The organism is Mesorhizobium sp. GW821-FHT04C10, from assembly GCF_059420305.1.
In genome coordinates, this window is sequence record NZ_JBWKTL010000001.1 from 6,826,916 (window position 1) to 6,851,737 (window position 24,822).

The following is a 24,822-nucleotide window of genomic DNA, read 5'->3' on the forward strand; positions in this document are numbered from 1 at the left end:
CTCGCCGTCGGCGGAGTAGCCGACAGGCCACCTTGGACTCCCGTCTCGCATGGCGAGGCGCTGGCACGGCAGTGGGCACGGATCGAGGCAGAACGGGCGGAGTCCGACCGCCTCGCGGCGGAGGAGGCTGCCGAGCTCGACGCGGAGCACCTGTCTCCGGAAAAGCTGGCGGAGCACCTGCCAACGGAGCTTGTGGCCTATCTCCATCGCATGCCGCTCCCACGCCGACGGGAGCGGGAGGAAGCGATCCTGAAAAAGGTCGGCTGGAAGGGCGTGGGCCTGATTGGGCTTGATCCGACAGGGCTCGCAACGCTAGCGGAGAACGAGGCCACACGCTACGCGAAGGCCTTTCCGTGCCGAGACGAAGACGGGAACGCCCTCCACCAGGAGCCCGAGCACCGTAGGCGACGGACGGATTCCTGGTGGCGAAAGCGGCTGCGCCGCGACCAGTCTCGGGCTCTGCTCTATGTGGAGGCGGCTGTTGGCGCCGTGGGCGGCGCCGTCATGCCGGGACGCCCCCTGTACGTGTCGGACTACGCCCTTGGGCTGCATCGGCAGCACGAGGAGCGGACGCGGGAAATCCTGGCGGACCTGTGGCTTGTCCGCCAGGACGACCCCAGCATCAAAATCTCGATGCTCGACGTGGACGACAAATCACGGGCACGGAAGGCGGCGGAGCGCCGCATGCTCATCGACATGTCCCTGCATCGTTGGAAGGCGCTGGGCTGGGCGGTATGTTGGATCACGATCACCCTTCCGGGCGAGTATGTCCCGCATTCCACGAACGAAGGGCGGAGGGCCAGCGAATGGAACCCGGACCTCGGGCCGCTCGAAGCCATGGAAGCGATTCAAGCGGATTTCCATCGCGTCATGTGCCTGCTGCGCGAGCGCGGAATTCGACCACAGGGCTGGTGGAATTCCCAGCCGCAGCAGAGCGGCACGCCGCATCGACATATCGTCCTGGCCGTGCCCACCGTCGCGGACGCGCGGGCGGTCTGCGACGCCTTCCGCGTCGAATTCTCAACGCGGGCTGACGGCGAGGACGGGCCGGACAGAGGTTGCCGCGCGTTCGTTCTTGGCGACACGGTGGCGGCCTACGCGCCTCCCGAGGGCCGCAACGGTTCACCGGAGACGGCCGCGACCGTGGCACGGTACGCCGCGCGGTACTCTACGCGCTACGAAGCCCCGAAGGGCGATGGCGATGACAGGAAGGGCAAAGGTGACGAACAGGCGAGGTTCGAGGCCTGGAAGCGACCCCGGCGGGCACGCGGACACACATGGCTCGGGCTGGATTCCCAGCGGTCGCCCGTCGAGTTGTGGCGGACGCATTGGGTTAACGCCATGCGTTCCGACTACCAGCCCGACGACGCACGAATGGCGCTCGCCATGCGACATATGCGTGGCGCGAAGGCCTTCATCGACATCGCGGTCGAGAGCCGTGCGGCGCTCGATACACAGACCATGCAGCGGGCGCAGGAAGATGCTGCGCGGGAGGCGTGGCATGCTGCGATCGCGGTCGGGATGTGGCCCGACGCGGATCTTGACCCGACTGAATTCGACTGGCTCCACGGTGAAACGGGAAAGCGGCTCGAGTCGATAGACCTAGCCGATCCGCTCCCGCCCGTTCCGCTCCGCGAGAAGCGAGAAACCATGTTCGGCGAGTCACGGACGGTGATCGCTGGCGCGGTCGGCGTCGCGGAGCGATTCAGGCTCTCCGGAAGGCCCCGCCGCGCTGAACTATACGAAGCGGCGGAGTCTGTCGGTGTCGATGTCGAACGGCCGAGGGCGAAGCTGTGTCGGCAGCATGTCCTGGACTCGATCGAAGCAGCGGGATTCCCGGTGGCATGGCGGGAGAAGAAACTCAAGCTCGCACGGCTTCAGGAACTCGCAGAGCGGCTGGGCGTGACGGTGCTCGTCCCAACCGTCGCGCCAAAGGTGGGCGAGGCGATGGGAGCGTTGAAAGCGGCCGGGTTCGGCTTCTCTCGACGGCCTGACGGGTCCCTCGCCGGATTCGACCTTTCCGGCGAGATCCTGCTGAAAAACGAGCATCGGTGGGTCATTGCGGATTCAGAAAAGGCGGCAGAGCTTCTGGAAGCAGCCTCGGCCGGGGAGAGGAGGGAAAATGCCGAGCATCTGGAGAGGGTCAAGGAGTCGGCCGCGCGCTTTGACGCATCCATGAAGCCCTTCAGCGAGGCTTGTGCGGAGCGCGGGATAGTCTTCGGCACGACGATGAGCGAAGAGGAGAAGAAGTTGTTCTACGAGATCTGGAGCGATTTGAATGAAGGCAAAGGGGACCATCTTTCAGATAGTCCCAACGACCCAAGGATAGGCCCTGACGGGCCTCTCCCTGGGTGCGAAGGGCCTCCGGAGTGATGGAAAGCGGACATCAAGGTACAGGAGAATTAGGAGAATGGGGGACTTCCGGAAGGGAGGACGGGAGCCCTTGTCTCAATGCTCTACCGGGGGATTTCCGAGCTCAATATATCGGCCTAGCGTGCGTAGGTATGCGACGATCTCGCGGCGCAAATGATCGCGGGCCCCATAGACACGCTGGATTCGAGCCAGGTCCGGACGAGCAGCCCTGTATTCTGCTTCGGATAGATCAGAGTCCCCGACGACGTACCTGTCGTCTCCGACTGCCCAGATGTTGCACCCTGCCTCGATCACGTCATGAACAAAGGCGGGGATTTCCTCAGCCTTCATAATGGTATTCCTCCTGTCCTGATGCCGACATATGCAACCGACAGTGGACGCGCAATTTGAAATTCAGCGAATTTCAACCGCGAGTGAACCGATGCGTGATCTCGCTCCTACCTGAAGTCAACGTCGAAGTCGCGTCTCTAACAACGTAATGAAGGAAGAGCTGGACTCTGCGGCTACATATCAAACTTGGGATCCCAGTGCATACCCTGTCTACGTTGGCCCTGCGGCGACACAAGCATATGGTCAGGCAAAGGCCAGCGAGTTCGGTGAGACCCAATCTTGTAGGGCACCATGGTTTCAGTGATGGCCCAACTCTCGTCCTTCCGTGTTGTTGCCTCCGGGACGAAGTAGTTCCCGTAGACCCAACGCAGCCGCGAGTTGCGTGTTTGGAAGAAGCGCGCCTCGAACCTGTTAGATAGATGGCGGAAGAAGTCGACCTGCGAACCCGCGTAACTCTCAATGCCGACATGGATCACACCGGGCCGATCTGATGGCAGCTGGCCTTCGGCATCGGCTAGAACGTTTCGGAAGTGCCGGGCCTTATGCCGTATGGCGTCGCGTGAAAGGCTCCACCAGGTGACGACACTCGCGTGATAGACCGCGTCGGCATACTCGGGCCGCTTCACCCAGGGACGCCACTTGGCCGCCATGCTGTGGTTCGCGTCGTGAGCATACTCGCCCGCCAACAGCTCGATCATCCGGCTGCCGCCGTAGTAAACATAATCCTTCTCCAGAATCTTTCGGGCGAGCGGCCAATTGACCGGACGCACGCGTCCGGAGGCTATTTCATCATCCCAGGGAAGCAGCGACTGCCGTTGAATCGCGGATCGCACATGAGCAACAAGGTAATCATCGGGCACGTCGGTGAGCTCGATCTTGTACTTTACCTCGACAACGACGGATTCACCCGTCTCAAGGGATAGCGCGTGGATTGGCTCGGCCAGGTTGGCGCCTCTCATCTTCTCTCTTGCCGCATAGGGTGACGGAACCAGTCGCTTGCACTCGACGGCCCATCGGCTTCCGGGCCTATACACGTTTAGGTCGGGCGTTCGTCCCCGACCCGGAGTTTCCGGGACAAATTCCACCCGATGCCAACCACCGCGTCGATATGCCAATGCGACTATTAACTCAAAGATGCCGCTGTCAGGCTGGCGTCGATCCGCCAGCATCATCCGAGAAGCGCGCTCCTCGGCGTTTTTTACGCTAAGCAGGAGCGGGAGTTCCTTGCCGATCCGGGTCAGGAAGGGCGCTACCCGCATAACGCCCTCTTGAGTCCAGAAGGCGCGATCAGTGGCGTAGGTCTCCGCCTGAAGGATATACCACGCGGCTGCATCCGCAGGGTCGAAGAGGGGGACCTGCACGCCCTCACGCATCTTCTCGCGTGCTGCGACTAGAAATGCCTTCGCAGCATCCAGCCGCCGCTCCATATCACGACGTGGGACGAAGGACTTCAGCCATGTAACGGCCAGCATGAGTTCGTCATCGCGCCAGTCATGACCAGTGTGTGGAGCAGTCCAATCGGGATCAATTTTCATCGTTGAATTCTAGGCGCTCGATCAGGCGATGGATGCAATGCAGGACACATATCAGAGTCCCCTCGTTCAGTGCAGTCCTACGGTGCAAGCCCTTCAACGACATTGCCACTGTAGTGCAGAATGGGCCGCACTGTGGACAAAGCTGTTGTTCTTCGTCTTGGAATGCAGTCGCCAACGGGTCCGGCTTGCCTCAGAAGTCCTCCGACGAAGGGCCGAGAAAGGGCCTGTCACGCTTTTCGCTCAACGGAAAAGCGCCAGCCGGAGTGCCTTTGCGCCGCGCTCAACGAAGGCATGGATACCACCTTTCAATGCCGCAACGATCGCATCCGACTCCGCGATGTCCCGCAAGAAGGATGCCGCGTCCGACCATGCCCCGGCATCTAGTGGCGGGCGGTCCAGAAACGTCTTATGGACCAACTTCACGTGCCCACTGGCGCGACGCTGGGAAAGCTGCTCCAGCGCATCGGTGAGCCATTGCGCGTCAGGCCGGAGGGCCTGCAACTCCTTTGCGGTGACGCGCCTTCCGGATACCGTTGCTTCTTCCGCGTCCTCCAGGACGCCAAGGACTGCCTGAGCTCGGTCGATCACCTGCGGGATTAGCTCGTCCCGAGCGCGGTCGGCGAGTTGACGGAGCGCTTCCGCGCCGACGGGCGTGTCGTCCTCCGCAAAGGCACGGGCGCGCGGCCTTTTCCCTTGCGCCTCGCGCTGGCGCTGCCGATGCTCTTGGATCACACCTTCAACATCAACGACGCGCAGCCGTTCGCCCTCTCTCGCGCGGTCGATGACGTCCTCGTATGCGGCCTCCGGTGCGCTGGCGAGCCGAACAAGCGCCGTCGGCGAGAGCGCAACGTCCAACTCCTCCAGAAGGCGCGGCTGCTGCGCGAAGCGAAGAAAGAGGTTTACGCAGTTCCGCGCCCATTGCTCCGACATGCCCGTTTCCGCGACAAGCCACGGCAGCCAGGTACCGTGAGGCAATTTCGCCCGCGCCGTCACCAGTCGCTCGCCGATGTCCATCATGCCTGCGGCGGTTTCCATGAGCCGCGACCGGATCTCGCGAGCAGAGTCTTGCAACTCCTTCCGAACGGCTTCCGGAACCGCACCGTAATCGAACCCTGCGACGGCCCGCCCGCGATCCGCCGTTCTCACCTTCGCCAATGATGCAGCCATCGCTTCTCACTCCTGCCCTCTGGACGGTGTAGCAGCAGCGCCTTACCGGAATCCAAACTCACAATGATTGTGGATTTCACCTGCTCGTAGAGCGACCGTAGTATCACTCGGACTTTCATGTTGATGCTTCGGATGGCCTGTCCGGCCACTACCCCGGGCGGAAGGGTGGGGCGGCCATGCCCCGTTCATCTCCCGCCTCACCTTCGTGTTCCTGCCGTACCGAATGTGCCCGCCAAGCAAGAGAGCAGCGTATAAAGCGGCGGCGTCGGCACGTCCTACAGGAGGACTATGCCGGGACGATGCCAGAGCAAATTCGCGGCCAGCACGCTCGGTTAATAGGTGCGCCGCAGGAGCGTCAGCATAGCGCCGCCAACGGCGGGACGCGGGACCGACGGACCCCGACGAGCGGTCAATCTGAAGGAAGGCGGGCATTGCTATCAGGACAGATTCGGGTGCTTTTTCGGCCTCTACGCAATAAAATTTCGCGTCCTAAAGGCCATACAGCGACGTTTTCGGCTCGCCGTGGGTATTGGGTCGCGGAAATTCAGCGCCCCTGAGGGACGCGCAGTTATTCACCGGGAAGGTAGATCGCCGCGCTAGGCGACGATCCGACGGTGACGCCAAGCATCTACAGCGTATTCCGACAAGGGCTTGGTCGCCCGGAAGGAGCGGTCACGCTCGACTAGCAGGCCGCGCGGCCCGCGTAGCGCCTGGATTTCGGCGAGCGAGGCATAGCCGAGTTCCGGCGTGCCCTGCCCAACGTCGCACAAGCCGAACAGGGTATCTTGGTCTGGAGCGAGTTCGGTGAAAAGCCAGGTCGCCAGCGCGTCGGGGGCGAAAAATTTGACGACGGGAAAATGGTCCCGCTCTCGTTGGGATGACATGTCGGCATTGCGCCTCAGATGGGTGCGGAGTTCGTGAGTGAGGAGCATGTCACTGTCTCTCCTTTTCGGTGCGGGTCCGCAGGACGATGCGGCCAGAAAGCGGCACGGCGGAGAGGATGACGTTGAAGCCTTGTTCGTCGCCGTGAGCCCAGGCGCAGCCGATCTTCGTCCAATACGCGTTCGGGCCTTCGTTCTCGACGGTGAAAACGCCGTGGGAGGGAGCGCTTTTCGGTACTGCGGTTTCTTTCGATTTTGCCATTTTGGCCTCCTTGTCAGCCGCCTTATTGCGGCCGTTCTGGAAGCCCCCACGACGGGCTAGCGAGCTAGCTGGATGACCATTGGGAACGCTTGCGCCTGTCCATAAGCGTTGCGAGGCGACCGTCGTAGGAAGGCAGGAGGAACGGCGCCGGGAGCGGTCTGGAGGGAGGCGATGGCGACGGAAAGAAGATACACGGATGATTTCTGGCTGCCCAGGAGCGGAGCAGGTCGAAGAGGGAGATAGGCAACAACACGGTCAAGCTTGGCACCCTTCTCACGCTGACCTGGGACATGGTGTGGTCAAGCCTAATCCCCCACCGGTCCGTTCGGACCGGCTCCGCCCTCCCCCAAGGGAGGGCTCACGCCGCCTCGCCGGGCGACGGGGGTACATTCCTATCGCGCAAGCGCGCCAGGAATGCCAAAGTGACTCGATGGCAGACCGCTTCACGCCAGAGCAGCGTTCCGCGCTTATGTCGCGAATCCGCGGCAAGAACACATCGCCCGAAATAAAGGTGCGTCGGCTGGCACACGCACTTGGCTTTCGGTTCCGGCTCCATCGTCAGGACTTGCCAGGAAGCCCGGACCTCGTGTTCCCAAGGCTCCGCAAAGTGATCCTCGTACATGGGTGCTTCTGGCACAGGCACGGTTGCGCGCTCGCCTCAGAGCCCAAGAGCCGGATCGCGTACTGGGAGAATAAGTTTGCCCGGAATGTCGAGCGGGACAGGCAGAACCAAGCCGCGCTGACAGAGGAGGGTTGGCAGGTGATGGTTGTCTGGGAGTGCGACACAAGACCGAAAGACCTCGGCGAGCTTGCGGGTCGGCTGTCGCGCTTCCTCAGCGCCTAGTTCGGCCTCCAACGTAATTTCGGCTATCCTGTTGGGAGGCATCACCGCCAATAACGTCCTCAAGGATCACATCAAGGAAGCCCTCTCCGGCGGCATCAGCCCTCTCCCGAAAAGTGGCCACAATGCCCGTCGCCATTTCCTGGATGTGATAGCCCGTCTCCTTCGCCACCTCAGTGAAGGCATTCTGGTAGACCCGTAGCAGGAGTTCCGGACCGGTCACGCTGCGGGTGAGCTCCTTGAACGCTGCCTGCCCCACGAGCACCACCGTATCCGGAGAAGCCCGGATAACGCCATTCATGGAACGGTGGCCGCGCAGAGTATTTCCCACGAGCGCATCGTAAAAGGTGTCCGCATTGTAGTACTCGGCCAAGCGTCTCAGCTGGTCGCCGAGACGCTTGGCGTCGCCGCCCTTGGCCGAACCTGTCTTGCTCTTGACCTGATGCACCCGAAGCCTTTCGCCAGCGGCGCGCGGCGGCTGCACAACATCAGCGCCCGGAAACGGGTTAGTGAAAGGGTCCAGAATTTCCTGATTAAAACCTCTTGGTTCAGGTGCGCGGATGTTGCCGCGCATGTCGCCGATGACATCCTCATGAAGGTGTCCCATCAACCCCTCGATGATCATGAGCGCCTTGTGCGCGACCGTTGCCTCGATCGCTCCAACCAGTTCCCCCTGATACAAAAGCGACTGGGTAGCGGCGAGTATGTAGGGGTCCAGGACATCCCCTGCATTTCGCCCCCGCTCGATGTCCGAGGCTTTCTTGGGAAAGTCCTTGACGATCGCAGCTACCTTCGTCGCCACGCGGCCCACGGCCCGATCCGGATCAGCGAACGATCTGACAAGCTGCGTCCGCTGGGCGAGGTTCACGGAATGCAGGTCAGCGGACGTGCCAACGACGCCAGATTTCTGAAGGATGGCCTCGTAGTACTCGACAAGTTCGGAATGGCTCTTCTCAGCGAGATCGGCGGCCGGAGAGTCCTTGAGCTCTTCTGACAAGGTGATCTGCAACCGAAGGTCGTCAGCGACCTTGGATACGAACTCCATCGCATTCGAGAACGCCCGATCGAAGCTGTTTGCCTGCGCGTCCGCAAGCTGCTTTCTGACCTCGTCGTTGATTCGCTGGATAGGGTGCTTGTCGGTAAGAAAATCAACCTTTGCGCCAGACAAGCTAAGCCCTTTCGTAGAGAGGTTTTTTCTTGTTGCTTGCGGCTTGCCGCAGGCGGTGCACGGCCCTTTCCAGAAGCACGTCCATATTGTCCTGCGGACCGGCATCGGCGGCCGCCCGATGCATCTTGATCGACTTCCCGATCGCAGTGCCCAGCGCAGTCGGGACAGCATTGCCGATCTGCATGTACCTGACGTTCATAGAACCGGAGAATTCCCAATTCTCAGGGAAGCCCTGAAGCGCAGCACATTCGTTCACGGAAAGTGGCCGCGTGTCGGACGGATGGCAAAGCGCGCTACCTTTCCGGTTCGCCCGGCCTGTGATTGTGGGCGATGGTCGATCCCAAGCTAGCCGCCGGAAGAATCCAGTTTTCCCGCCACCAGATTCATATGCCCCACCCAGAGCGGCACGCTTCAATTGCTCTGGAAGTGCGCGCCAATTCTTCCCCTCCGGCACGAGATCGAAGAAACGCTTTACCTCGTGCGTATACTGCGAACCCTCTCCAGGGTCCTCCTGCAAGTGCCCGATGGCGTCCCGAACAGTTCGAAAGGGCTGTTTTGCCGAGAGGCCGAACACTGGAATCGGCATCTCCGGTGGGGGGAAATCCCTTGAGCCGATCATGACGAAACGAAGCCGATGTTGCGGTGCGCCGTAGTCGGCTGCATCAACCACGCCAAAGGTGATGTAATATTTAAGGCTCCGGACATCGCTTAGAAGCTGTCGGATCGCTGATCCGGAAAGTTCATCCTCGGCAAGCGGAGCATTCTCACCATCGCCAAGCTTCCACGAGGAATCGTATGTCTTAAGGCTCCAGTGCTTTCCCGGCCGCTCCGAGATTGGGCGATGGCGGACTGCCGCCGTCGTCAGGTTCGCCACGTTCTCCAAGACGAAATACCGTGGCCGAACCTCCGAGATGAGCCGGAGGTAAGCGTAGATGAGATTCCCGCGAGGATCGCTAAGGGCTGCTCGCTTCCCTCCGGATGAAAAACTTTGGCAGGGCGGGCCGCCGACCATAAGGTCGACGTCTCCATCGAATCCGACAAAGCTTCTGATCTTGGCGGCCGTCAGATCCGTGATTGAGCACTCGGCCAATGGCAACGACGGCCTGTTAAGCCGGATTGTCTCGCAGAAGCGCGGATCGATTTCATTGGCGAACGTGGTGTGGATGCCCGCCTTCTCAAGGCCGATGTCCAGCCCCATAGCACCGGAAAAGAAGGACCAGACCTGTGGTCCGGATGGCGATCTCATGGGAACTCCACTTCTGTGAAAGACGCTAGTCGGCTGCGAATCCTTCTTTGAAGGAACGGAATCCTACCCTTGGATTCACCGGATATCAAACTCCCATTGATGATTGGGTAGTTCCGCCGGAAACATCGTCGAGCGACCCGTTGACAGCGATTTCCGGAATCTTCGAAATCTCCCTCAGAAGAGCTTTGGCCTTGTGATCTCCATAGGTCTCGTCTGCCCCTACTGGCGCGTGTCCTTGCATGTACCGAAGGGCATCGGGCCGGACATCGAAATCCCGGCCCAGCGTCTTGAAGCGGTGGCGCCAGGCGTGCGTTGGTTGAATGCTTCGGTCGGTTATTCCTACGTCCGTTCTGATCCATTTGGCGATGTGCTTGCCGACCTGCTCCCAGGGCGGCGTCTTTCCGCCCCGGCTGTATCGCGGATCATAGAACAGCGGACCGGCTCTGGCTTTGCCAATGAACTCGACGAACCCCTCCTTGATCACAACAGGATGAATAGCCACCCAACGGGCTTCGTCGTCCTTGGTTGTTCCCGCTTCCGGCGTGACCCAGACAAGCCAAACACCATCCCGCTGTCTCACGTCCTCTTTTCGGAGCTGGGCAATCTCGCCCACGCGCGCGCCCGTGTAGGCGCAAAGCCATGGTACCCACCTCCGTGCGGTCCTGTGGTGTGCACTGAGCCGGTCCGGTTGCGATCCGAGCGAAGCGGACAGGATTCGCATGGCCTCGTCGTCCGTGAAGCCCTGCTCGCGGAGACGTGGCTTTTTCCTAACCTTGAGTTTGATGCCCAGGACAGGATTCATGGCCATTCTGCCGTTCGAGACCGCCCATCCGCAGGTTGCCTTGAGGCAGGCCAGATTCACGTCCCGGACGGACCTTGCGTCCAGTCCTCGCTGGAGCAGTCTGTCTTTCCAGTCAACAACCCATTCGCGCGTGACGCCAGCGATGTCCGGAACCTCGGATTCAACCTCTGCCATGATCGGTCGCCAGCGCTTGACAGTTCCTGGCTTTATCTCGCCCTCTGCCGCGAAGTCGTCGAACACCCTCAGCGTCGCGCGCTTTCCGACGTCAGGTTTGGCCGGTCCGAACTCCTTGGGAAACCTGTCGCCGTCAGGATCACGGCGATAGTCGCCGCGCGCCATCCGCTCCAGCTGGTTGCGCGCTTGAAGGATCGCCCTGTCCACGGCCGCACCCAGCTTGACCCGGCTTTCGGTATCCAGAAGGAGCCCTTTCTTGGACAACCATGCGTCAATCTTCGCAGCATTCCGGCCGATGCGAAGACGCGCGAGCAGCGCCTCCGTCGCCTCAGGGTTCATGCCCATGGGAAAGACCTTGATATCCCCCGAGCCGAGGAAATACTCATCTATCAGCAGTCCTCCCACGCGGTCGGGAATCTGGTCCGGATCCTCACTATGTGCTTGCAGCATCGAGCCGTAAATCTGCCCGGCAATGAACTCGGTTTGCCGATGCGAGAGGGATTGCACTCCGGCGCGGAGCTGCTGCCACCGGGCCTCGACCTCGGCCGCGACACGGGCATGTTCAATCTTCGCGACCTGCGGATCACGTGTCCGAAGGGAAATCTTCTCTTCGAGCTTGCCGACTACCGCGCGCAGCGCGTCAGGAACGCGCTTCCGGAACCAATAGATGCCGTGAGGTTTGACGGGACGACTCATGCGAAGGACCATATGTACCGCCTTTGTGTACCAACGAGGCGGTTGAGGAATCCTTACGCATCAAGAGTTTGATGGATTTCAATGGTTTGGGGATGGTGCTGCGAGAGAGGATTGAACTCTCGACCTCTCCCTTACCAAGGGAGTGCTCTACCACTGAGCTACCGCAGCCGCCGATGGCGGGGCTTCTGCCATATCGAACCGGTAAGCGCAAGGCCAAGAACAACGCTTCTGTGAAAGCCTTTGCCGGATAGCTTTTAATGACATGGCGGCGCCACATTGTTGGCTATCCCTGAACGGCAGGGTTGGCCGGTCGCCGGCCGGGACGGGACAATGAGCGACAAGACGATATCACCGAAAAAGGGCGGCACGGACCGCAAGGATCGGCTCGCCGAGCAGTTGCGCGCCAATCTGCAGAAACGCAAGGCGCAATCGCGCTCGCGCCGTACAGGTGAAGCCGACCAGAGGCCGGACGGGCTCGGCACGGCCAGGGAAATACAAAAAGATTAACTCAAATCGGCCACTCTTGGACCGGAGTGGGCGAAATCCTATTTCTTGAACCAGATTGGCCAATGGTCTAGACGGGCCGATACTCAAACGATTGAACCGGCCTTTTTGAGCCGAGAGGGACGTTCTTCCATGGATCGCATCAGAATTGTCGGCGGCAACAAGCTCGCCGGAAGCATTCCGATCTCGGGCGCGAAAAATGCCGCTTTGCCGCTGATGATCGCCTCGCTTTTGACCGACGACACGCTGACGCTGGAAAACGTGCCGCATCTGGCCGATGTCGAGCAGCTGATCCGCATCCTGGGCAATCACGGCGTCGACTATTCGGTCAATGGCCGCCGCGAGAAGCAGAATGAAGGCTATTCGCGCACCATCAATTTCTCCGCCCGCAACATTGTCGACACGACGGCACCTTACGAGCTGGTGTCGAAGATGCGTGCGTCTTTCTGGGTGATCGGCCCGCTGCTTGCCCGCATGGGCGAAGCCAAGGTGTCGCTACCCGGCGGCTGCGCCATCGGCACGCGCCCGGTCGACCTGTTCCTCGAAGGTCTGCAGGCGCTCGGCGCCGATCTCGACGTCGACACCGGCTATGTCATCGCCAAGACCAAGAATGGCCGCCTGGTCGGCAACCGCTATGTCTTCCCGAAGGTCTCGGTCGGCGCCACCCATGTGCTGATGATGGCGGCATCGCTGGCCAAGGGCGAAACCGTGCTGGAAAACGCCGCCTGCGAGCCCGAAATCGTCAACCTCGCCGAATGCCTCAACGCCATGGGCGCGAAAATTTCCGGCGCCGGCACGCCGACCATCACCATCGATGGCGTCGAAGCGCTGTCGGGCGCGCGCGTGCGCGTCATTCCGGACCGCATCGAGACCGGCACCTATGCCATGGCCGTCGCCATGACCGGTGGCGATGTCGTGCTCGAAGGCGCGCGGCCAGAGCTGCTGCAGACCGCGCTGGACGTGATTTCGCAGACGGGAGCCGAGATCACACAGACCAATTCTGGCATCCGCGTGAAGCGCAACGGCGCCGGCATTTCGCCGGTCGACGTGACGACCGCGCCCTTCCCGGCCTTCCCGACCGATCTGCAGGCGCAGTTCATGGGCCTGATGACCATGGCCAAGGGCAAGTCGCGCATCACCGAGACGATCTTCGAAAACCGCTTCATGCATGTGCAGGAACTGGCCCGGCTCGGCGCCCACATCACGCTTTCGGGCCAGACGGCGATCGTCGACGGCGTCGCGAAGCTGAAAGGTGCGCCGGTCATGGCCACCGATCTTCGCGCTTCCGTCTCGCTGGTCATCGCCGGCCTTGCCGCTGAAGGCGAGACCACCGTCAACCGCGTCTACCATCTCGACCGCGGCTTCGAACGGCTGGAGGAGAAGCTCTCCAATTGCGGCGCGGTGATCGAGCGGATTTCGGCGTAGCAAGGGCGACCCTGCCTTTGGCGCTGGCGATTTGCGAAAGCAGATGTTGCATCCAATCTCCCTCCTTGCGGGGGAGATCAGCAGCTTGACCGGTCGCAGCTCCCCTTGGCGCGGTTGCACGGATCGCCAAGACCGCCTAACAGAAGGCTGAAACCAACCTTCAGGTGCAAATTCCGCATGGCCCTCAAGCTTATCGCGCTCGACGACCAGGACCTGGGCATCGTTTCGGCCCATGTCCAGGACGCCGTCCTGAAAGTCAGTGATCTCGAATACCTGCCCTCGGCCAAGCGCTTCGTGCTGACCATGAACCGTTTCGTCTGGGAGGCGAAGTCGGGCCTGTTTCGCCAGCACAATGAGCGGCGGCAGGCCGTTCTGCATTTCGATCGGGTGCTGGGCGCCAAGACCAATGGCATTGCCCGCGACAAGCCCGCCGAGGTGCTGTCCCTGCTGGCGATCAGCTTCATCGAGATCAGCAAGCCGGCAGGCATCGTCGAACTGATCTTTTCGGGCGGCGGCACCATCATGCTCGATGTCGAATGCATCGAGGCCCGCCTTGCCGATATTGGCGGCGCGTGGGAAGCCACGTCGCGTCCCGTCCACAAGGCTTGAGCGCCCCATGGCCATCACGCTTGCCCAGTCCGATGCCGATTTCGAGCAGCGTTTCGCCGCCTTCCTGACGACCAAGCGGGAAGTATCCGCCGATGTCGAGGCCGCGGTGCGCGCGATCATCGCTCGGGTGCGCGCCGAGGGCGATGCGGCGCTGATCGACTATTCCAGCCGGTTCGACCGCGCCGACCTGAAAAGCGTTGGCATTGCCGTATCGAAAGACGAAATCGCCAGCGCCTATGATGGCGCCGATGCACAGACGATCAAGGCGCTCGAATTCGCGCGCGACCGCATCAGCGCCTATCATGAACAGCAGTTGCCGAAGGACAATCGCTATACGGATGCCGCCGGGGTCGAACTCGGCTGGCGCTGGACGGCGATCGAAGCCGTCGGGCTCTACGTGCCGGGCGGCACCGCAAGCTATCCAAGTTCGGTGCTGATGAATGCCATACCAGCCAGGGTTGCCGGCGTCGAACGCGTCGCGATCTGCGTGCCCGCCTCCGGCGGCGCCATACCGCCGCTGGTGCTGGTGGCGGCCGACATCGCTGGCGTTTCCGAAATCTATCGCGTCGGCGGCGCCCAGGCGATCGCCGCCCTTGCCTATGGCACCGAAACGATAAAGCCGGTGGCCAAGGTCGTCGGCCCCGGCAATGCCTATGTCGCGGCGGCCAAGCGCCAGGTGTTCGGCACGGTCGGCATCGACATGATCGCCGGCCCCTCGGAAGTGCTCGTGGTGGCCGACGGCAACAACAATCCTGACTGGATCGCCGCCGACCTTCTCGCCCAGGCCGAACACGATGTATCGGCGCAATCGATCCTGATCACCGACGATCCGGCCTTCGGCAAGGCAGTCGAACAAGCGGTCCAACGCCAGTTGCAGAATTTGCCGCGCGGCGAGACCGCCGCGGCGAGCTGGCGCGATTTCGGCGCGGTGATCGAGGTCGCGACCATCGAGGCCGCGCTGCCGCTGGTCGACCGCATCGCGGCCGAACATGTCGAGCTGGCCATCGACGATGCCGAAGGTTTTCTGTCGCGGATGCGCAATGCCGGTGCCGTCTTTCTCGGCCGCCACACGCCGGAAGCCATCGGCGACTATGTCGGCGGTTCCAACCACGTGCTGCCGACGGCCCGCTCGGCGCGCTTCTCGTCGGGCCTGTCGGTGCTCGACTTCGTCAAGCGCACCTCGGTCCTGAAACTCGGGCCGGAGCAGTTGCGTGTGCTGGCGCCGGCGGCGATCGCGCTCGCCAAGGCGGAAGGGCTCGACGCGCATGGCCGCTCCGTCGCCATACGGCTGAACATGTAGGCTGAGATGACGGGCCCCGATCAAACCCGCGCAAAGCTGATCGATGTCGAACTCGATGAATCGATCGGCCGTTCGACGCCCGATGTCGAGCACGAGCGGGCGGTGGCGATCTTCGACCTCATCGAGGAGAACAGTTTTCAGCCCGTCAACGACAGCGGCGCCGGTCCCTACCGGCTGAAATTGTCGCTGGCCGAGCAGCGTCTGGTCTTCGCCGTGGCGCGCGAGGACGGCACCGCGGTGGTCACCCACATCCTGTCGCTGACGCCGCTCCGGCGCATCGTCAAGGACTACTACATGATCTGCGAAAGCTATTACGACGCCATCCGCTCCTCGACGCCGAGCCATATCGAGGCGATCGACATGGGCCGGCGCGGTTTGCACAATGAAGGTTCGCAGACGCTGATGGACCGGCTCTCCGGCAAGATCGACATCGACTTCGACACGGCGCGACGGCTGTTCACGCTGGTCTGCGTGCTGCACTGGCGGGGCTAGCCCTGGTACCCGGCGCCCTGCCCCGCTCGATCCTGTTCCTGTGCGGCATGAACGCCGTGCGTTCGCCGATGGCCGAGCAACTGGCGCGCCGGATGCTGCCCGCCACCATTTTCGTCGCCTCGGCCGGCGTGCGCGCCGGCGAGCGCGACCCCTTCGTCGACGCCGTGCTTGCAGAAGAGGGTCTCACGCTGGGCGAGCGTCATCCAAGGACGCTGGACGATCTCGAGGACGACTATTTCGACCTGATCGTGACGCTGGCGCCGGAGGCGCACCATGCCGCGCTGGAGCTCACCCGCTCGCTCGCCGTCGAGGTCGAATACTGGCCGACGCAGGATCCGACCGGTGCCGGCGGCACGCGCGAGCAGATCATGGCGGCCTACCGCGACGTGCGCGAGCGGCTGAAGTTGCGCATAAGCCGACGTTTTTTGCCTCCGGAAGCAAAAAACGCGACGGATTAAGCGTGTTCACAAGCGCACGATTATCATATAGGTTCCGCCGAAATTCCGGCCTGGGCGCGCCTGGGCGCCGGAACTGCCATCCAAGCAAAGGTATCGAATGCCGAAGGAAGAAGTCCTCGAGTTTCCGGGTGTCGTGACGGAATTGTTGCCCAACGCGATGTTCCGGGTGAAGCTCGAAAACGAACACGAGATTATCGCCCATACGGCCGGCCGCATGCGCAAGAACCGCATCCGCGTGCTGACCGGCGACAAGGTTCTGGTCGAGATGACGCCATACGACCTGACCAAGGGCCGCATCACCTACCGCTTCAAGTAAGATCAAGGCCGATTGGTCCGCGATGAGCATTTTGCAGAAGCTGGTGCTTGCCTCGGGGTCGCCGCGCCGCATCGAACTCTTGCAGCAGGCCGGCATCGAGCCGGACCGGATCCTGCCAGCCGATATCGACGAAACGCCGCTGCGTGCCGAGCATCCGCGTTCGCTCGCCAAGCGGCTGTCGAAGGAAAAGGCAGAGAAGGCGTTCGCGTCGCTGAAGACCGAGACGGACTATGCGCCAGGCTTCGTGCTGGCCGCCGACACTGTGGTCGCGGTTGGGCGGCGCATCCTGCCCAAGGCCGAAACACTCGATGATGCCGCCAACTGCCTAGGGTTGTTGTCCGGCCGTTCGCACCGTGTCTATTCCGGTATCTGCCTGATCACGCCAGGCGGCAAGCTGCGCCAGCGGCTGGTCGAGACGCGGGTGCGTTTCAAGCGACTGCCGCGCGAGGAGATCGACGCCTATGTCGCCTCGGGCGAATGGCGAGGCAAGGCCGGCGGCTATGCCGTCCAGGGCCTCGCCGGGGCCTTCGTCGTCAAGTTGGTCGGCTCCTACACCAACATCGTTGGGCTGCCGCTCTATGAAACGGTGGCGCTGTTGTCGGGCGAAGGCTTCAAGATCCATCAGAGCTGGCTCACCGCACGGCCATGAACTCCGACTCCAAGGTCACGCCGCTGCGCCCAAAGCGCCCCTGTCCCGAATGCGGCAAGCCATCGGCGCGCGACACCTTTCCGTTCTGCTCGACGCGCTGCAAGGACATCGACCTCAACCGCTGGCTGAAGGGGGCCTATGTCATCAAGGCCCGCGACGACGAGGAAGAGCCGGACGCCGACGAGCCGAAGTAAGGCCGAGGCCGCCGGTCAGGCGGCTACGGTCTTGCGGCTGACGCGCGCCCAGGCCGGCAGCCAGTCGCCATGGGCAGCCAGGAGATCATCGACCAGTGACCAGATCTGGTCGAGATCGAGCTCCGCCGCCGTGTGCGGATCCATCATCGCCGCGTGGTAGATGTGCTCGCGGTTTTCGCTCACCAGCGCCCGCACCGTCAGTTCCTGGACATTGATGTTGGTGCGGATCAGCGCCGTCAGTTGCGGCGGCAGGTCGCCTATATAGGTCTGCTGGATGCCCGAGGCATCGACGAGGCAAGGCACCTCGACGGCACAATCGCGGGGCAGCGAAGTGATACAGCCATTGTTGCGGACATTGCCATAGATCACCGACGGTTCGCCGGTCCAGACCGAATTCATGATCGAGGAGGCATATTCCGAGGACTGCTCGACCTCGATGCGGTCGGCCGAACGATAGGCTTGCGCCTGGCCCTTCCAGCGCTCGATCTGTTCGATGCAGCGCTTGGGATATTCGTCGAGCGGGATGCCGTATTTCTCAATCAGGTCGGGGCGGCTTTCCTTGATGAAATAGGGCGTGTATTCGGCGAAATGCTCCGAGCTTTCGGTGACGAAATAGCCGAGCCTGGTCAGCATGTCGTAGCGCACCTTGTTGGGGCAGCGCGGGTTCCAGCCGGCCTTTGGCGCGCGGCCTTCGCGATAGGCGCGAACGAGATCCGGATAGAGATCGCGATAGGAACCGTCTGGCTGGCGATGCTCGAACTTCAGATAGAACGACATGTGGTTGATGCCGGCCGAGCGATAGCGGATCTCCTCGTAGGGAAGATCGAGATCGTGCGCCAGTTCCATCGCCGTGCCCTGCACCGAATGGCAGAGGCCGACCTGCCGGATGTCGGGGTATTTCTCCGATATGGCCCAGGTGTTGATCGCCATCGGGTTGACATATTGCAGCATGATCGCCTGCGGGCACACAGTGAGCATGTCCTCGCAGATCGCCCACAGATGCGGCACGGTTCTCAAGCCGCGCATGATGCCGCCGACGCCGAGCGTGTCGGCGATGGTCTGGCGCAGGCCGTATTTCTTCGGCACTTCGAAGTCGGTCACCGTGCAGGGCTCGTAACCGCCGATCTGAAAGGCGACGACGACGAAGTCAGCACCGACCAGCGCCGTGCGCTGGTCGCAATAGGTCTCGGCCTTTGCTTTCACGCCGAGCGTCGCGATCAGCTTGTTGACGACGACAGCGCTTTCTTCCAGCCGCTGCGGATTGATGTCCATCAGCGCGATTGTTGCTCCCGACAAGGCCGGCCGCTGCAGCACGTCGCCGACAATGTTCTTCATGAACACCGTCGAGCCGGCGCCTATGAATGTGATCCTGGGATTTCTTGCCACGCCAATCTCCGGCATAGGTTCAGGCTTGATGCGGCTTCGACTATGCCGCGTGCAAGCCGCCGCCGTCCAGCCTGGGCGAACTGGACGACAACTTGCGGGCGCTGGACATCGCGCTCTCGCCTGCTGAACTCGAGTGCGAGCTCGATCGCATGGTCGCGCCCGGCGCTGTCGGTGAAGAACGGCGGCGCCGGGACGGAGGCTGACTGGCCACAAGGGGCCGACCTCAGGCCATTCCAGCGATGAAAGCACCCGAGGAAGCCGCCTTTCCATGGCATCTCTTTTCCTGCCAGAAATCGACAGCTGGGCGCTGGACAGGCCGAATTCCCGTGCTATAACCCACGCGCTTTCAAGGGGCGCCCCTGGCGCCCTCATGAAATCCGGTTCACGGGAATTCGTTTGCCGGAACAGGCCCAGATAGCTCAGTTGGTAGAGCAGCGGACTGAAAATCCGCGTGTCGGTGGTTCGAATCCGCCTCTGGGCACCATCAGCTTCAAGTTGCGATTTCCATATCGTAAGTACTTGGTTTTTCGTCATAAATTTTTGACGCAACCCTTGCGTCAGTCACAACGCGCTCTCTCGGTGTTGGTATTTTTGATTGCATCCAGCCACCTGTTGCATTTTGGCAATTGGTAGGGTGAACACCCAAATTCCTGGCTTGGTGCCGTTTTTCAATCACTTGGTGCACTCAGTTCGAATCCGGGAATCGGAAGCGAACCGCCGCCACACACAATACCAGCGCAAGGCAGAGGCCGACAGTTATGCCGGCCGCCTCGCACGACATCCGCTTTGTCGACGACGATGTCCGCCTCGAAAAGCTGGCAGCGGAGTTCCAGGACGGGATGAGCGCGGCTTGACCACGCGACTTCGACCCAGCCTTCAAAGAGCCATGATGATCGGCAGTCCGGGATCCTCGATCATGGACCTTGTCACGCCGCCGAAAATCCGTTCCCGCAGCCGCGAATGACCATAGGCCCCCATGACCATGAGTTCGGCGCCAGTGTCGACCGCGTGCTGGCGGAGAACGTCGGCTATCGAGTGGTTTGAACTCGGCAAACGGTCTACCGTTACCTTTACGCCATGACGGGAGAGATAGGTCGCCACGTCTGCCCCGGGCTCCGCGCCGTGATGCCGTTCGTCCTCGATCGGGTCGACCATGACGATCCGCACCTCATCGGCACCTGAAAGGATGTCGAGCGACTCTCGCAAGGCGCGCGACGCTTCCAGGCTCGCATCCCATGCGACGAGGACGCGTTTCGGTTTCAACGTCGCGGACGCCCCTTTGGGGACAAACAGGATTGGCTTTCCAGACGAAAACAGCGTGCCTTCGATGACTTTCTCCTTGAGCGTTTGGCTCGCAAGCAGGTCTGGCCCAAGGACGGTTATATCGGCGTAACGCGCGCGCCGGCCGATGACCTCGTCTGCCCAGGCATAGTCCGGGTAGTCATCACTCAGGTCCGTCGATACCGGGCTCGCCGACAGCATTTTGGAAACGGCCGAATTCCGCTTCTGCAGCATTTCCGTTTCGGCTTCTCGCTCCGCGAGCCAAACCGGAGAGACCACCTCGGCATATGCCCCGCCGGAGGGAGGCGCCGCGATGACCAGAACAAGCACCGAGAGATGGGCATTGATTTCTTCACACAGGCCGGCGGCAAGCTTCAGATCAGCGTCTCCCTGATTGGGTCCTGTAACCGTGAGCAATGTCTTGAATGGCATAGCGGCGTCTCCTTGTTCGGGAAAGGTTCACAGTGGTCATAGCCGTAGCCAGCCGGTCGGATTCCTGCCTTGCGCTGGATCAAACCGATCGCCTCGCAGGATTGATCCCGATCAACGTACGCGCGCCTCGCAAGCCTTAGCCTGACATCGACGGCTGGAGGCGGATCAAATGAGATTCGGGACGACGATGGGTTTCCTGGCGCTGACGCTGAGCACCGCGGCGGCACAACAGATGAGCAATGGACAGCAGGAATATCTGAATTCCTGCGCTGTGTGCCACGGCGTGGACGGCAGCGGCGACGGACCCATGGCCGACGTATTGCGGAAGCGCCCCGCGAATTTGACGACGCTCACAAGCCGCAATGGCGGCGAATTTCCCTACTGGCGGGTCTATGCCACGATCGACGGCCGCGGCCTCGTGCCAGAGCACGGTGAGCGCGACATGCCAGTCTGGGGCAATCAGTTCCTGCCCGACGATGTGAAGCGCTACGGCCCCTATGGCGGCGAGGCGATCACTACGGAACGCATTCAAAACCTCGCCGGTTATGTCCAGACGCTTCAACGCTAGCAGAACTGGTGCACGCAATGATCGCTCAAAATCAGGACGCCGTGGTCGAGATGCTGAAGGACCCTGCCACCTATGGCGAGGCCGGTCCCGTCGAGACGATCGAAACCCACATTTCCCGGATATTCCTTATCGGGCAACGCGCATTCAAAATGAAGCGCGCGGTCAAGCTGCCTTATGTCGATTTTTCGACGCCGGAGTTGCGGGTCGCCGCGTGCGAAAAGGAAGTGGAATTGAACTCCAGGACGGCGCCCGGTCTCTATCTCAATGTCCGCCGCATCACGCGTGCGGGAAATCGGCTTGCGATGGATGGATCGGGGGAACTGGTCGACGCTGTTATCGAGATGGTTCGCTTCGATCAGTCGAACCTCCTCGATCGCATGGCCGCCGCGGCGAAGTTGACCCCCTCGCTGATGACCGCCGTGGCGCGCATGATTGCGCGATATCACGGCAATGCCGAGGTGATCCACGCCGGCAGCGGGTCAGGGAACATTGGCGGTGTGCTTGAAATCAATTCGGCCGGATTTGGGACGAGCCACGTGTTCGATGGAAAGGAGATCGAAACGCTCAACACGGCGTTTCACGCCACCCTCGCCCGCCATGCCGGCCTGCTTGACCGGCGGGAGGCGGCAGGCCGCGTCCGCCGTTGCCATGGCGACCTGCATCTGCGCAACATCTGCGCCTTCGATGGCGAGCCTCGCCTGTTCGATTGCATCGAGTTCAATGATCAGATCGCCACCGTCGATGTCCTCTACGACCTTGCATTCCTGCTCATGGACCTTTGGCATCGCGGTTTTGCGCAACTCGCCAATCTGGTGATGAACCGGTATCTCGACGACGCCGATGACGAAGACGGCTTCATGCTCCTGCCTTTTTTCATGGCGGTGCGGGCGGCGGTGCGCTCCCACGTGACCGCGACGCAGGTCGAGGAGGGCAGCCAGGACTCCACAAAGCTGATTACCGAAGCGCGATCCTATTTCAAACTCGCGCAAACCCTGCTTGCCGAAACGCCGCCTCGGCTCGTCGCAATCGGCGGTTTGAGCGGCTCGGGCAAGACGACGGTCGCCGAAGCGCTCGCACCGCGGATCGGCGCGCCGCCTGGGGCCAGGATCGTCGAGAGCGACCGCATCCGCAAGGCCATGCATGGCGTGGCCGCCGAAACGAAGCTGCCGGACAAGGCCTACCGGCCCGACGTGTCGGAACGCGTCTATCGCCAGATCGCCCGGCGTTCGGAGTTGATCCTTGCCGCAGGCGGCTCCGTCGTCGCCGACGCCGTATTCGACAAGCTGGAGGATCGCGACAGGATCGAGCGTGCCGCGAGCGAGGCGGATGTTCCGTTTGCGGGATTTTGGCTGGCGGCCGATCCGCCGGTACTTTGGCGCCGGGTCAGCGAGCGCAAGGGGGGCCCTTCCGATGCCACGGTCGACATCCTGTCGCGGCAGTTGCAGCGCGATGCCGGTCCGTTGACCTGGCGCAAAATCGAGGCGGACCGCAAGGTGGCCGAAATCACAACCGAGATGGTGGCCGTGGTCGAGGGCAACGCTTCAGCCAGTTTCAGGAAGACCGGATCATAGAGCTAACCACCGCCTGGCGGATCTCCATTGTCGCTATGGTCGAGGAAGACCAGGCAAGGGAAGTCGATGATCATGTGTTTGACTCTAATCAAGGTCACGCCCGGTCGCCGCGGTAGGAATGGCTTCAAAGGAGTTTGCCATGACCAGCTTGCACGACCTCACCCCCAAATTCAGGAACATCCGGCTGCTTCTGGCGCGCGAGAAGGGCCATCCGGAAGGTGACCGGGAAGAAGGCTACGATGTGCTGGCTCCGCTCACCGGCGAGGGACGGCTGGATGCCGAGGAATGGAAATCGCATAAGGCCTTCTGCCGTGTCCGCCGTTTTGGCACCGGTGGACACGATCTTGTCGGCCGTTTGCGCCGCAAGCCAGGTGGACAATGGTATTTCGACTATGCCGAGGGCGATCGTGACGACGAGATCGGCTTTCATCTCGGCGAGGAGCGTTTCGTCACCGGCGAGTATGTCTCGATCAAGCGCAACGGGGCCATGCACACCTATCAGGTGGCCCGGGTCGAGCAGCCATAGCACGTCTCTCACATCTGACCGGAGGAGCCATGTCGCGCCGTATACTTGTCCTCGTCGGCCACCCCGACCCTTCCCCTGACCGGCTCTGCCGGGCCTTGGCTTCGGCCTATGCCGAAGCGGCGGAGAGGGCGGGCCACACCGTGCGCAAGATCGACCTGGCCTTGCTGGACTTTCCGATGCTCCGGACGATGCAGGAGTTTGAGCATGGCGAGATTCCCGACAGCCTGAGAGAGGCGACAGAGGCAGTCGTCTGGGCGGAGCATTTCGTCTTTGTCTTTCCGCTGTGGCTGGGCACCATGCCGGCCATGCTGAAGGCTTTCCTGGAGCAGGTGATGCGACCGGGCACGGCTTTCACCTACCCGGCCAAAGGCGAAAATTTCACCAAATCCTTGCTGCGCGGCCGCTCCGCCCGCCTGGTGGTGACGATGGGAATGCCGGCGGCCGTTTACCGGATATGGTTCTTCAGCCACGGGATTGCCGGCATGCGGCGTGGTATCCTCAACTTTGTCGGCATCCGGCCGGTGCGCGAGACCTTGTTCGGCATGGTCGCGAACGCCGGCGACGCGAAGCGGGCGAACTGGCTAAGGCAGATGCAACGGCTGGGCGAACGCGCGGGCTAGGGCCGTCACGGCTTGAGGACGGCAGCGCCACTCAGCCTGCCCATGCGTAAGTCATCCAGCGCCTGGTTTGCCTGTTCCAGCGGATAGACCTTTGTGTGTGTACGCACCCGAGCGTGCTTCGCTGTCGGAAAGAACTCCTCCGCGTCACGACGAGTCAGGTTCGCGACCGACACCAATTCTCTTTCTTCCCAGAGAAGCTTGTAGGGCATCGACGGAATGTCGCTCATGTGGATACCGCCGCAGACTACCCGGCCGCCTTTGCGAACAGCCCGCAACGCCGCCGGCACCAGTTCGCCGACCGGCGCGAAAATGATCGCGGCGTCAAGGTCGACAGCGGGCAATTCGTCGGACGCCCCTGCCCAGGCAACGCCCAACGAGCGCGCAAATTCCTGTGCCTGAATGTCGCCGGCCCGCGTGAAGGCAAAGATCTCACGTCCCTGCCAGATCGCAACCTGTGCGATGATATGCGCGGCGGCGCCGAAGCCATAAATGCCCAGGCACCGCCCGTCGCCTGCCTTCTTGAGGCAGCGCCAGCCGATCAGCCCTGCGCACAGGAGCGGCGCCAGCGACACCGGATCGGCGGCAGCGTCGAGCTCGAAAGCGAAATGCTCATCGGCAACGACATGGCTGGCGAAGCCGCCATCGCGCGTATAGCCGGTGAAGAGCGGCTGGTCACACAGGTTTTCGGCGCCGGCGCTGCAATAGGGACAATGTCCGCAAGTGTGCCCCAGCCATGGAACGCCTACTCTCTGCCCGAGCCGGGATCGCGACACGCCCTCACCGACAAGATCGACGATGCCGACGATTTCGTGACCCGGCACGAGCGGCAGCTTCGGCCACGGCAACTCACCGTCCACGACATGCAGATCGGTGCGGCAGACCGCGCATGCCTCAACCTTGAGCCTGATCTCGCCCGCTCCCGGCAAGGGATCCGGGCGGTCGACGAGCGTCAAACGCGTGCCTGGCTTTTCCAGCACCATTGCCTTCATCACGCTTCCCCGGTTTCTCAGAAGTAG

Annotated in this window: 25 protein-coding genes, 2 tRNA genes and 2 pseudogenes; 17 read left to right on the top strand and 12 right to left on the bottom strand. The window is 62.0% G+C overall.

What is annotated here, in order from left to right; genetic code table 11:
* Positions 1–210: 210 nt before the first annotated feature.
* Positions 211–1,026: pseudogene (locus AC07UC_RS32600) on the top strand (replication endonuclease); the annotation flags it as partial.
* 348 nt (positions 1,027–1,374) lie between these two features.
* Positions 1,375–1,695 (top strand): annotated as a pseudogene (locus AC07UC_RS32605) (hypothetical protein); the annotation flags it as partial.
* Between the two features lie 753 nt (positions 1,696–2,448).
* Here the strand turns inward: AC07UC_RS32605 and AC07UC_RS32610 are convergent.
* The 5 genes from AC07UC_RS32610 to AC07UC_RS32630 all read right to left on the bottom strand — a co-directional run bounded on the left by AC07UC_RS32610 (position 2,449) and on the right by AC07UC_RS32630 (position 6,548).
* A complete protein-coding gene (locus AC07UC_RS32610) occupies positions 2,449–2,703 on the bottom strand; it encodes a Y4lK-related protein (RefSeq protein WP_494908750.1) in 255 nt (84 codons plus the stop codon).
* 173 nt (positions 2,704–2,876) lie between these two features.
* On the bottom strand, positions 2,877–4,238 hold the full coding sequence (locus AC07UC_RS32615) for a hypothetical protein (protein WP_494908751.1): 1,362 nt from the start codon (positions 4,236–4,238) through the stop codon (positions 2,877–2,879).
* Between the two features lie 240 nt (positions 4,239–4,478).
* Positions 4,479–5,405 (bottom strand): DUF3102 domain-containing protein, encoded by a 927-nt coding sequence (locus tag AC07UC_RS32620; protein WP_494908752.1) that lies wholly within the window; start codon positions 5,403–5,405, stop codon positions 4,479–4,481.
* Positions 5,406–6,001: 596 nt separating this feature from the next.
* Positions 6,002–6,337, bottom strand: coding sequence for a DUF2958 domain-containing protein (locus tag AC07UC_RS32625; protein ID WP_494908753.1), 336 nt, complete (start codon positions 6,335–6,337; stop codon positions 6,002–6,004).
* Position 6,338: 1 nt separating this feature from the next.
* Positions 6,339–6,548 carry a hypothetical protein gene (locus tag AC07UC_RS32630; RefSeq protein WP_494908754.1) on the bottom strand — a complete coding sequence of 70 codons (210 nt, stop codon included), beginning with the start codon at positions 6,546–6,548 and terminating at the stop codon, positions 6,339–6,341.
* A 430-nt stretch (positions 6,549–6,978) separates the two neighbouring features.
* Here AC07UC_RS32630 and AC07UC_RS32635 point away from each other — a divergent pair, with 430 nt between their 5' ends.
* Positions 6,979–7,392, top strand: coding sequence for a very short patch repair endonuclease (locus AC07UC_RS32635; RefSeq protein ID WP_494908755.1), 414 nt, complete (start codon positions 6,979–6,981; stop codon positions 7,390–7,392).
* Here AC07UC_RS32635 and AC07UC_RS32640 read toward each other — a convergent pair.
* From AC07UC_RS32640 to AC07UC_RS32655, 4 genes are all read right to left on the bottom strand, one after another.
* The gene (locus AC07UC_RS32640) at positions 7,382–8,557 is read right to left on the bottom strand and encodes a hypothetical protein (protein WP_494908756.1); all 1,176 of its coding nucleotides are present in this window, start codon (positions 8,555–8,557) and stop codon (positions 7,382–7,384) included. The genes AC07UC_RS32635 and AC07UC_RS32640 overlap by 11 nt on opposite strands.
* 1 nt (position 8,558) lies before the next feature.
* A complete protein-coding gene (locus AC07UC_RS32645; protein ID WP_494908757.1) occupies positions 8,559–9,803 on the bottom strand; it encodes a DNA cytosine methyltransferase in 1,245 nt (414 codons plus the stop codon).
* Between the two features lie 85 nt (positions 9,804–9,888).
* Complete coding sequence (locus AC07UC_RS32650) at positions 9,889–11,487, bottom strand: DUF6538 domain-containing protein (protein WP_494908758.1); 1,599 nt, start codon at positions 11,485–11,487, stop codon at positions 9,889–9,891.
* A gap of 81 nt (positions 11,488–11,568) precedes the next feature.
* Positions 11,569–11,643, bottom strand: a tRNA-Thr gene (locus tag AC07UC_RS32655).
* 162 nt (positions 11,644–11,805) lie between these two features.
* On the opposite strand from AC07UC_RS32655, the gene AC07UC_RS32660 reads away from it, so the two are divergent.
* From AC07UC_RS32660 to yacG, 9 genes are all read left to right on the top strand, one after another.
* Complete coding sequence (locus AC07UC_RS32660) at positions 11,806–11,982, top strand: hypothetical protein (RefSeq protein WP_081295154.1); 177 nt, start codon at positions 11,806–11,808, stop codon at positions 11,980–11,982.
* Between the two features lie 129 nt (positions 11,983–12,111).
* On the top strand, positions 12,112–13,404 hold the full coding sequence (murA, locus tag AC07UC_RS32665) for a UDP-N-acetylglucosamine 1-carboxyvinyltransferase (RefSeq protein WP_140775263.1): 1,293 nt from the start codon (positions 12,112–12,114) through the stop codon (positions 13,402–13,404).
* A gap of 177 nt (positions 13,405–13,581) precedes the next feature.
* On the top strand, positions 13,582–14,013 hold the full coding sequence (locus AC07UC_RS32670) for a DUF2948 family protein (RefSeq protein WP_140775264.1): 432 nt from the start codon (positions 13,582–13,584) through the stop codon (positions 14,011–14,013).
* A gap of 7 nt (positions 14,014–14,020) precedes the next feature.
* A complete protein-coding gene (hisD, locus tag AC07UC_RS32675) occupies positions 14,021–15,313 on the top strand; it encodes a histidinol dehydrogenase (protein ID WP_494908759.1) in 1,293 nt (430 codons plus the stop codon).
* Positions 15,314–15,319: 6 nt separating this feature from the next.
* Positions 15,320–15,805: a UPF0262 family protein gene (locus AC07UC_RS32680; protein WP_056565905.1), complete on the top strand. Its 486-nt coding sequence runs from the start codon at positions 15,320–15,322 to the stop codon at positions 15,803–15,805.
* Positions 15,793–16,263 (top strand): arsenate-mycothiol transferase ArsC, encoded by a 471-nt coding sequence (locus AC07UC_RS32685; protein ID WP_202327573.1) that lies wholly within the window; start codon positions 15,793–15,795, stop codon positions 16,261–16,263. Before AC07UC_RS32680 ends, AC07UC_RS32685 begins: the two co-directional genes overlap by 13 nt.
* Before the next feature lie 97 nt (positions 16,264–16,360).
* The gene (infA, locus tag AC07UC_RS32690; RefSeq protein WP_006200926.1) at positions 16,361–16,579 is read left to right on the top strand and encodes a translation initiation factor IF-1; all 219 of its coding nucleotides are present in this window, start codon (positions 16,361–16,363) and stop codon (positions 16,577–16,579) included.
* 22 nt (positions 16,580–16,601) lie between these two features.
* Positions 16,602–17,228 (top strand): Maf-like protein, encoded by a 627-nt coding sequence (locus tag AC07UC_RS32695; protein WP_140775267.1) that lies wholly within the window; start codon positions 16,602–16,604, stop codon positions 17,226–17,228.
* The gene (gene yacG, locus AC07UC_RS32700) at positions 17,225–17,422 is read left to right on the top strand and encodes a DNA gyrase inhibitor YacG (RefSeq protein ID WP_140775268.1); all 198 of its coding nucleotides are present in this window, start codon (positions 17,225–17,227) and stop codon (positions 17,420–17,422) included. The genes AC07UC_RS32695 and yacG overlap by 4 nt, the downstream gene beginning before the upstream one ends.
* A 15-nt stretch (positions 17,423–17,437) precedes the next feature.
* Here the strand turns inward: yacG and AC07UC_RS32705 are convergent, their stop codons facing one another.
* A complete protein-coding gene (locus tag AC07UC_RS32705; protein ID WP_494908760.1) occupies positions 17,438–18,808 on the bottom strand; it encodes an alpha-glucosidase/alpha-galactosidase in 1,371 nt (456 codons plus the stop codon).
* A gap of 408 nt (positions 18,809–19,216) precedes the next feature.
* Between AC07UC_RS32705 and AC07UC_RS32710 the strand changes: the two genes are divergently transcribed.
* Positions 19,217–19,292, top strand: a tRNA-Phe gene (locus AC07UC_RS32710).
* 392 nt (positions 19,293–19,684) lie between these two features.
* On the opposite strand, the gene AC07UC_RS32715 is transcribed toward AC07UC_RS32710, so the two are convergent.
* Positions 19,685–20,521 (bottom strand): universal stress protein, encoded by an 837-nt coding sequence (locus AC07UC_RS32715; protein ID WP_494908761.1) that lies wholly within the window; start codon positions 20,519–20,521, stop codon positions 19,685–19,687.
* 169 nt (positions 20,522–20,690) lie between these two features.
* Here AC07UC_RS32715 and AC07UC_RS32720 point away from each other — a divergent pair, with 169 nt between their 5' ends.
* The 4 genes from AC07UC_RS32720 (at position 20,691) to AC07UC_RS32735 (ending at position 23,806) form a co-directional block, all read left to right on the top strand.
* Positions 20,691–21,089, top strand: a complete 399-nt coding sequence (locus AC07UC_RS32720) for a c-type cytochrome (RefSeq protein ID WP_246683356.1) — start codon at positions 20,691–20,693, stop codon at positions 21,087–21,089.
* Positions 21,090–21,106: 17 nt separating this feature from the next.
* On the top strand, positions 21,107–22,660 hold the full coding sequence (locus tag AC07UC_RS32725) for a bifunctional aminoglycoside phosphotransferase/ATP-binding protein (RefSeq protein ID WP_494908762.1): 1,554 nt from the start codon (positions 21,107–21,109) through the stop codon (positions 22,658–22,660).
* 139 nt (positions 22,661–22,799) lie between these two features.
* Entirely contained in the window at positions 22,800–23,186 is a 387-nt protein-coding gene (locus AC07UC_RS32730; RefSeq protein ID WP_494908763.1) for a hypothetical protein, read from the top strand.
* Positions 23,187–23,215: 29 nt separating this feature from the next.
* Positions 23,216–23,806: an NAD(P)H-dependent oxidoreductase gene (locus tag AC07UC_RS32735; protein ID WP_494908764.1), complete on the top strand. Its 591-nt coding sequence runs from the start codon at positions 23,216–23,218 to the stop codon at positions 23,804–23,806.
* A 5-nt stretch (positions 23,807–23,811) separates the two neighbouring features.
* Here the strand turns inward: AC07UC_RS32735 and AC07UC_RS32740 are convergent, their stop codons facing one another.
* Entirely contained in the window at positions 23,812–24,795 is a 984-nt protein-coding gene (locus AC07UC_RS32740) for a zinc-dependent alcohol dehydrogenase family protein (RefSeq protein WP_140775287.1), read from the bottom strand.
* Positions 24,796–24,822: the final 27 nt, after the last annotated feature.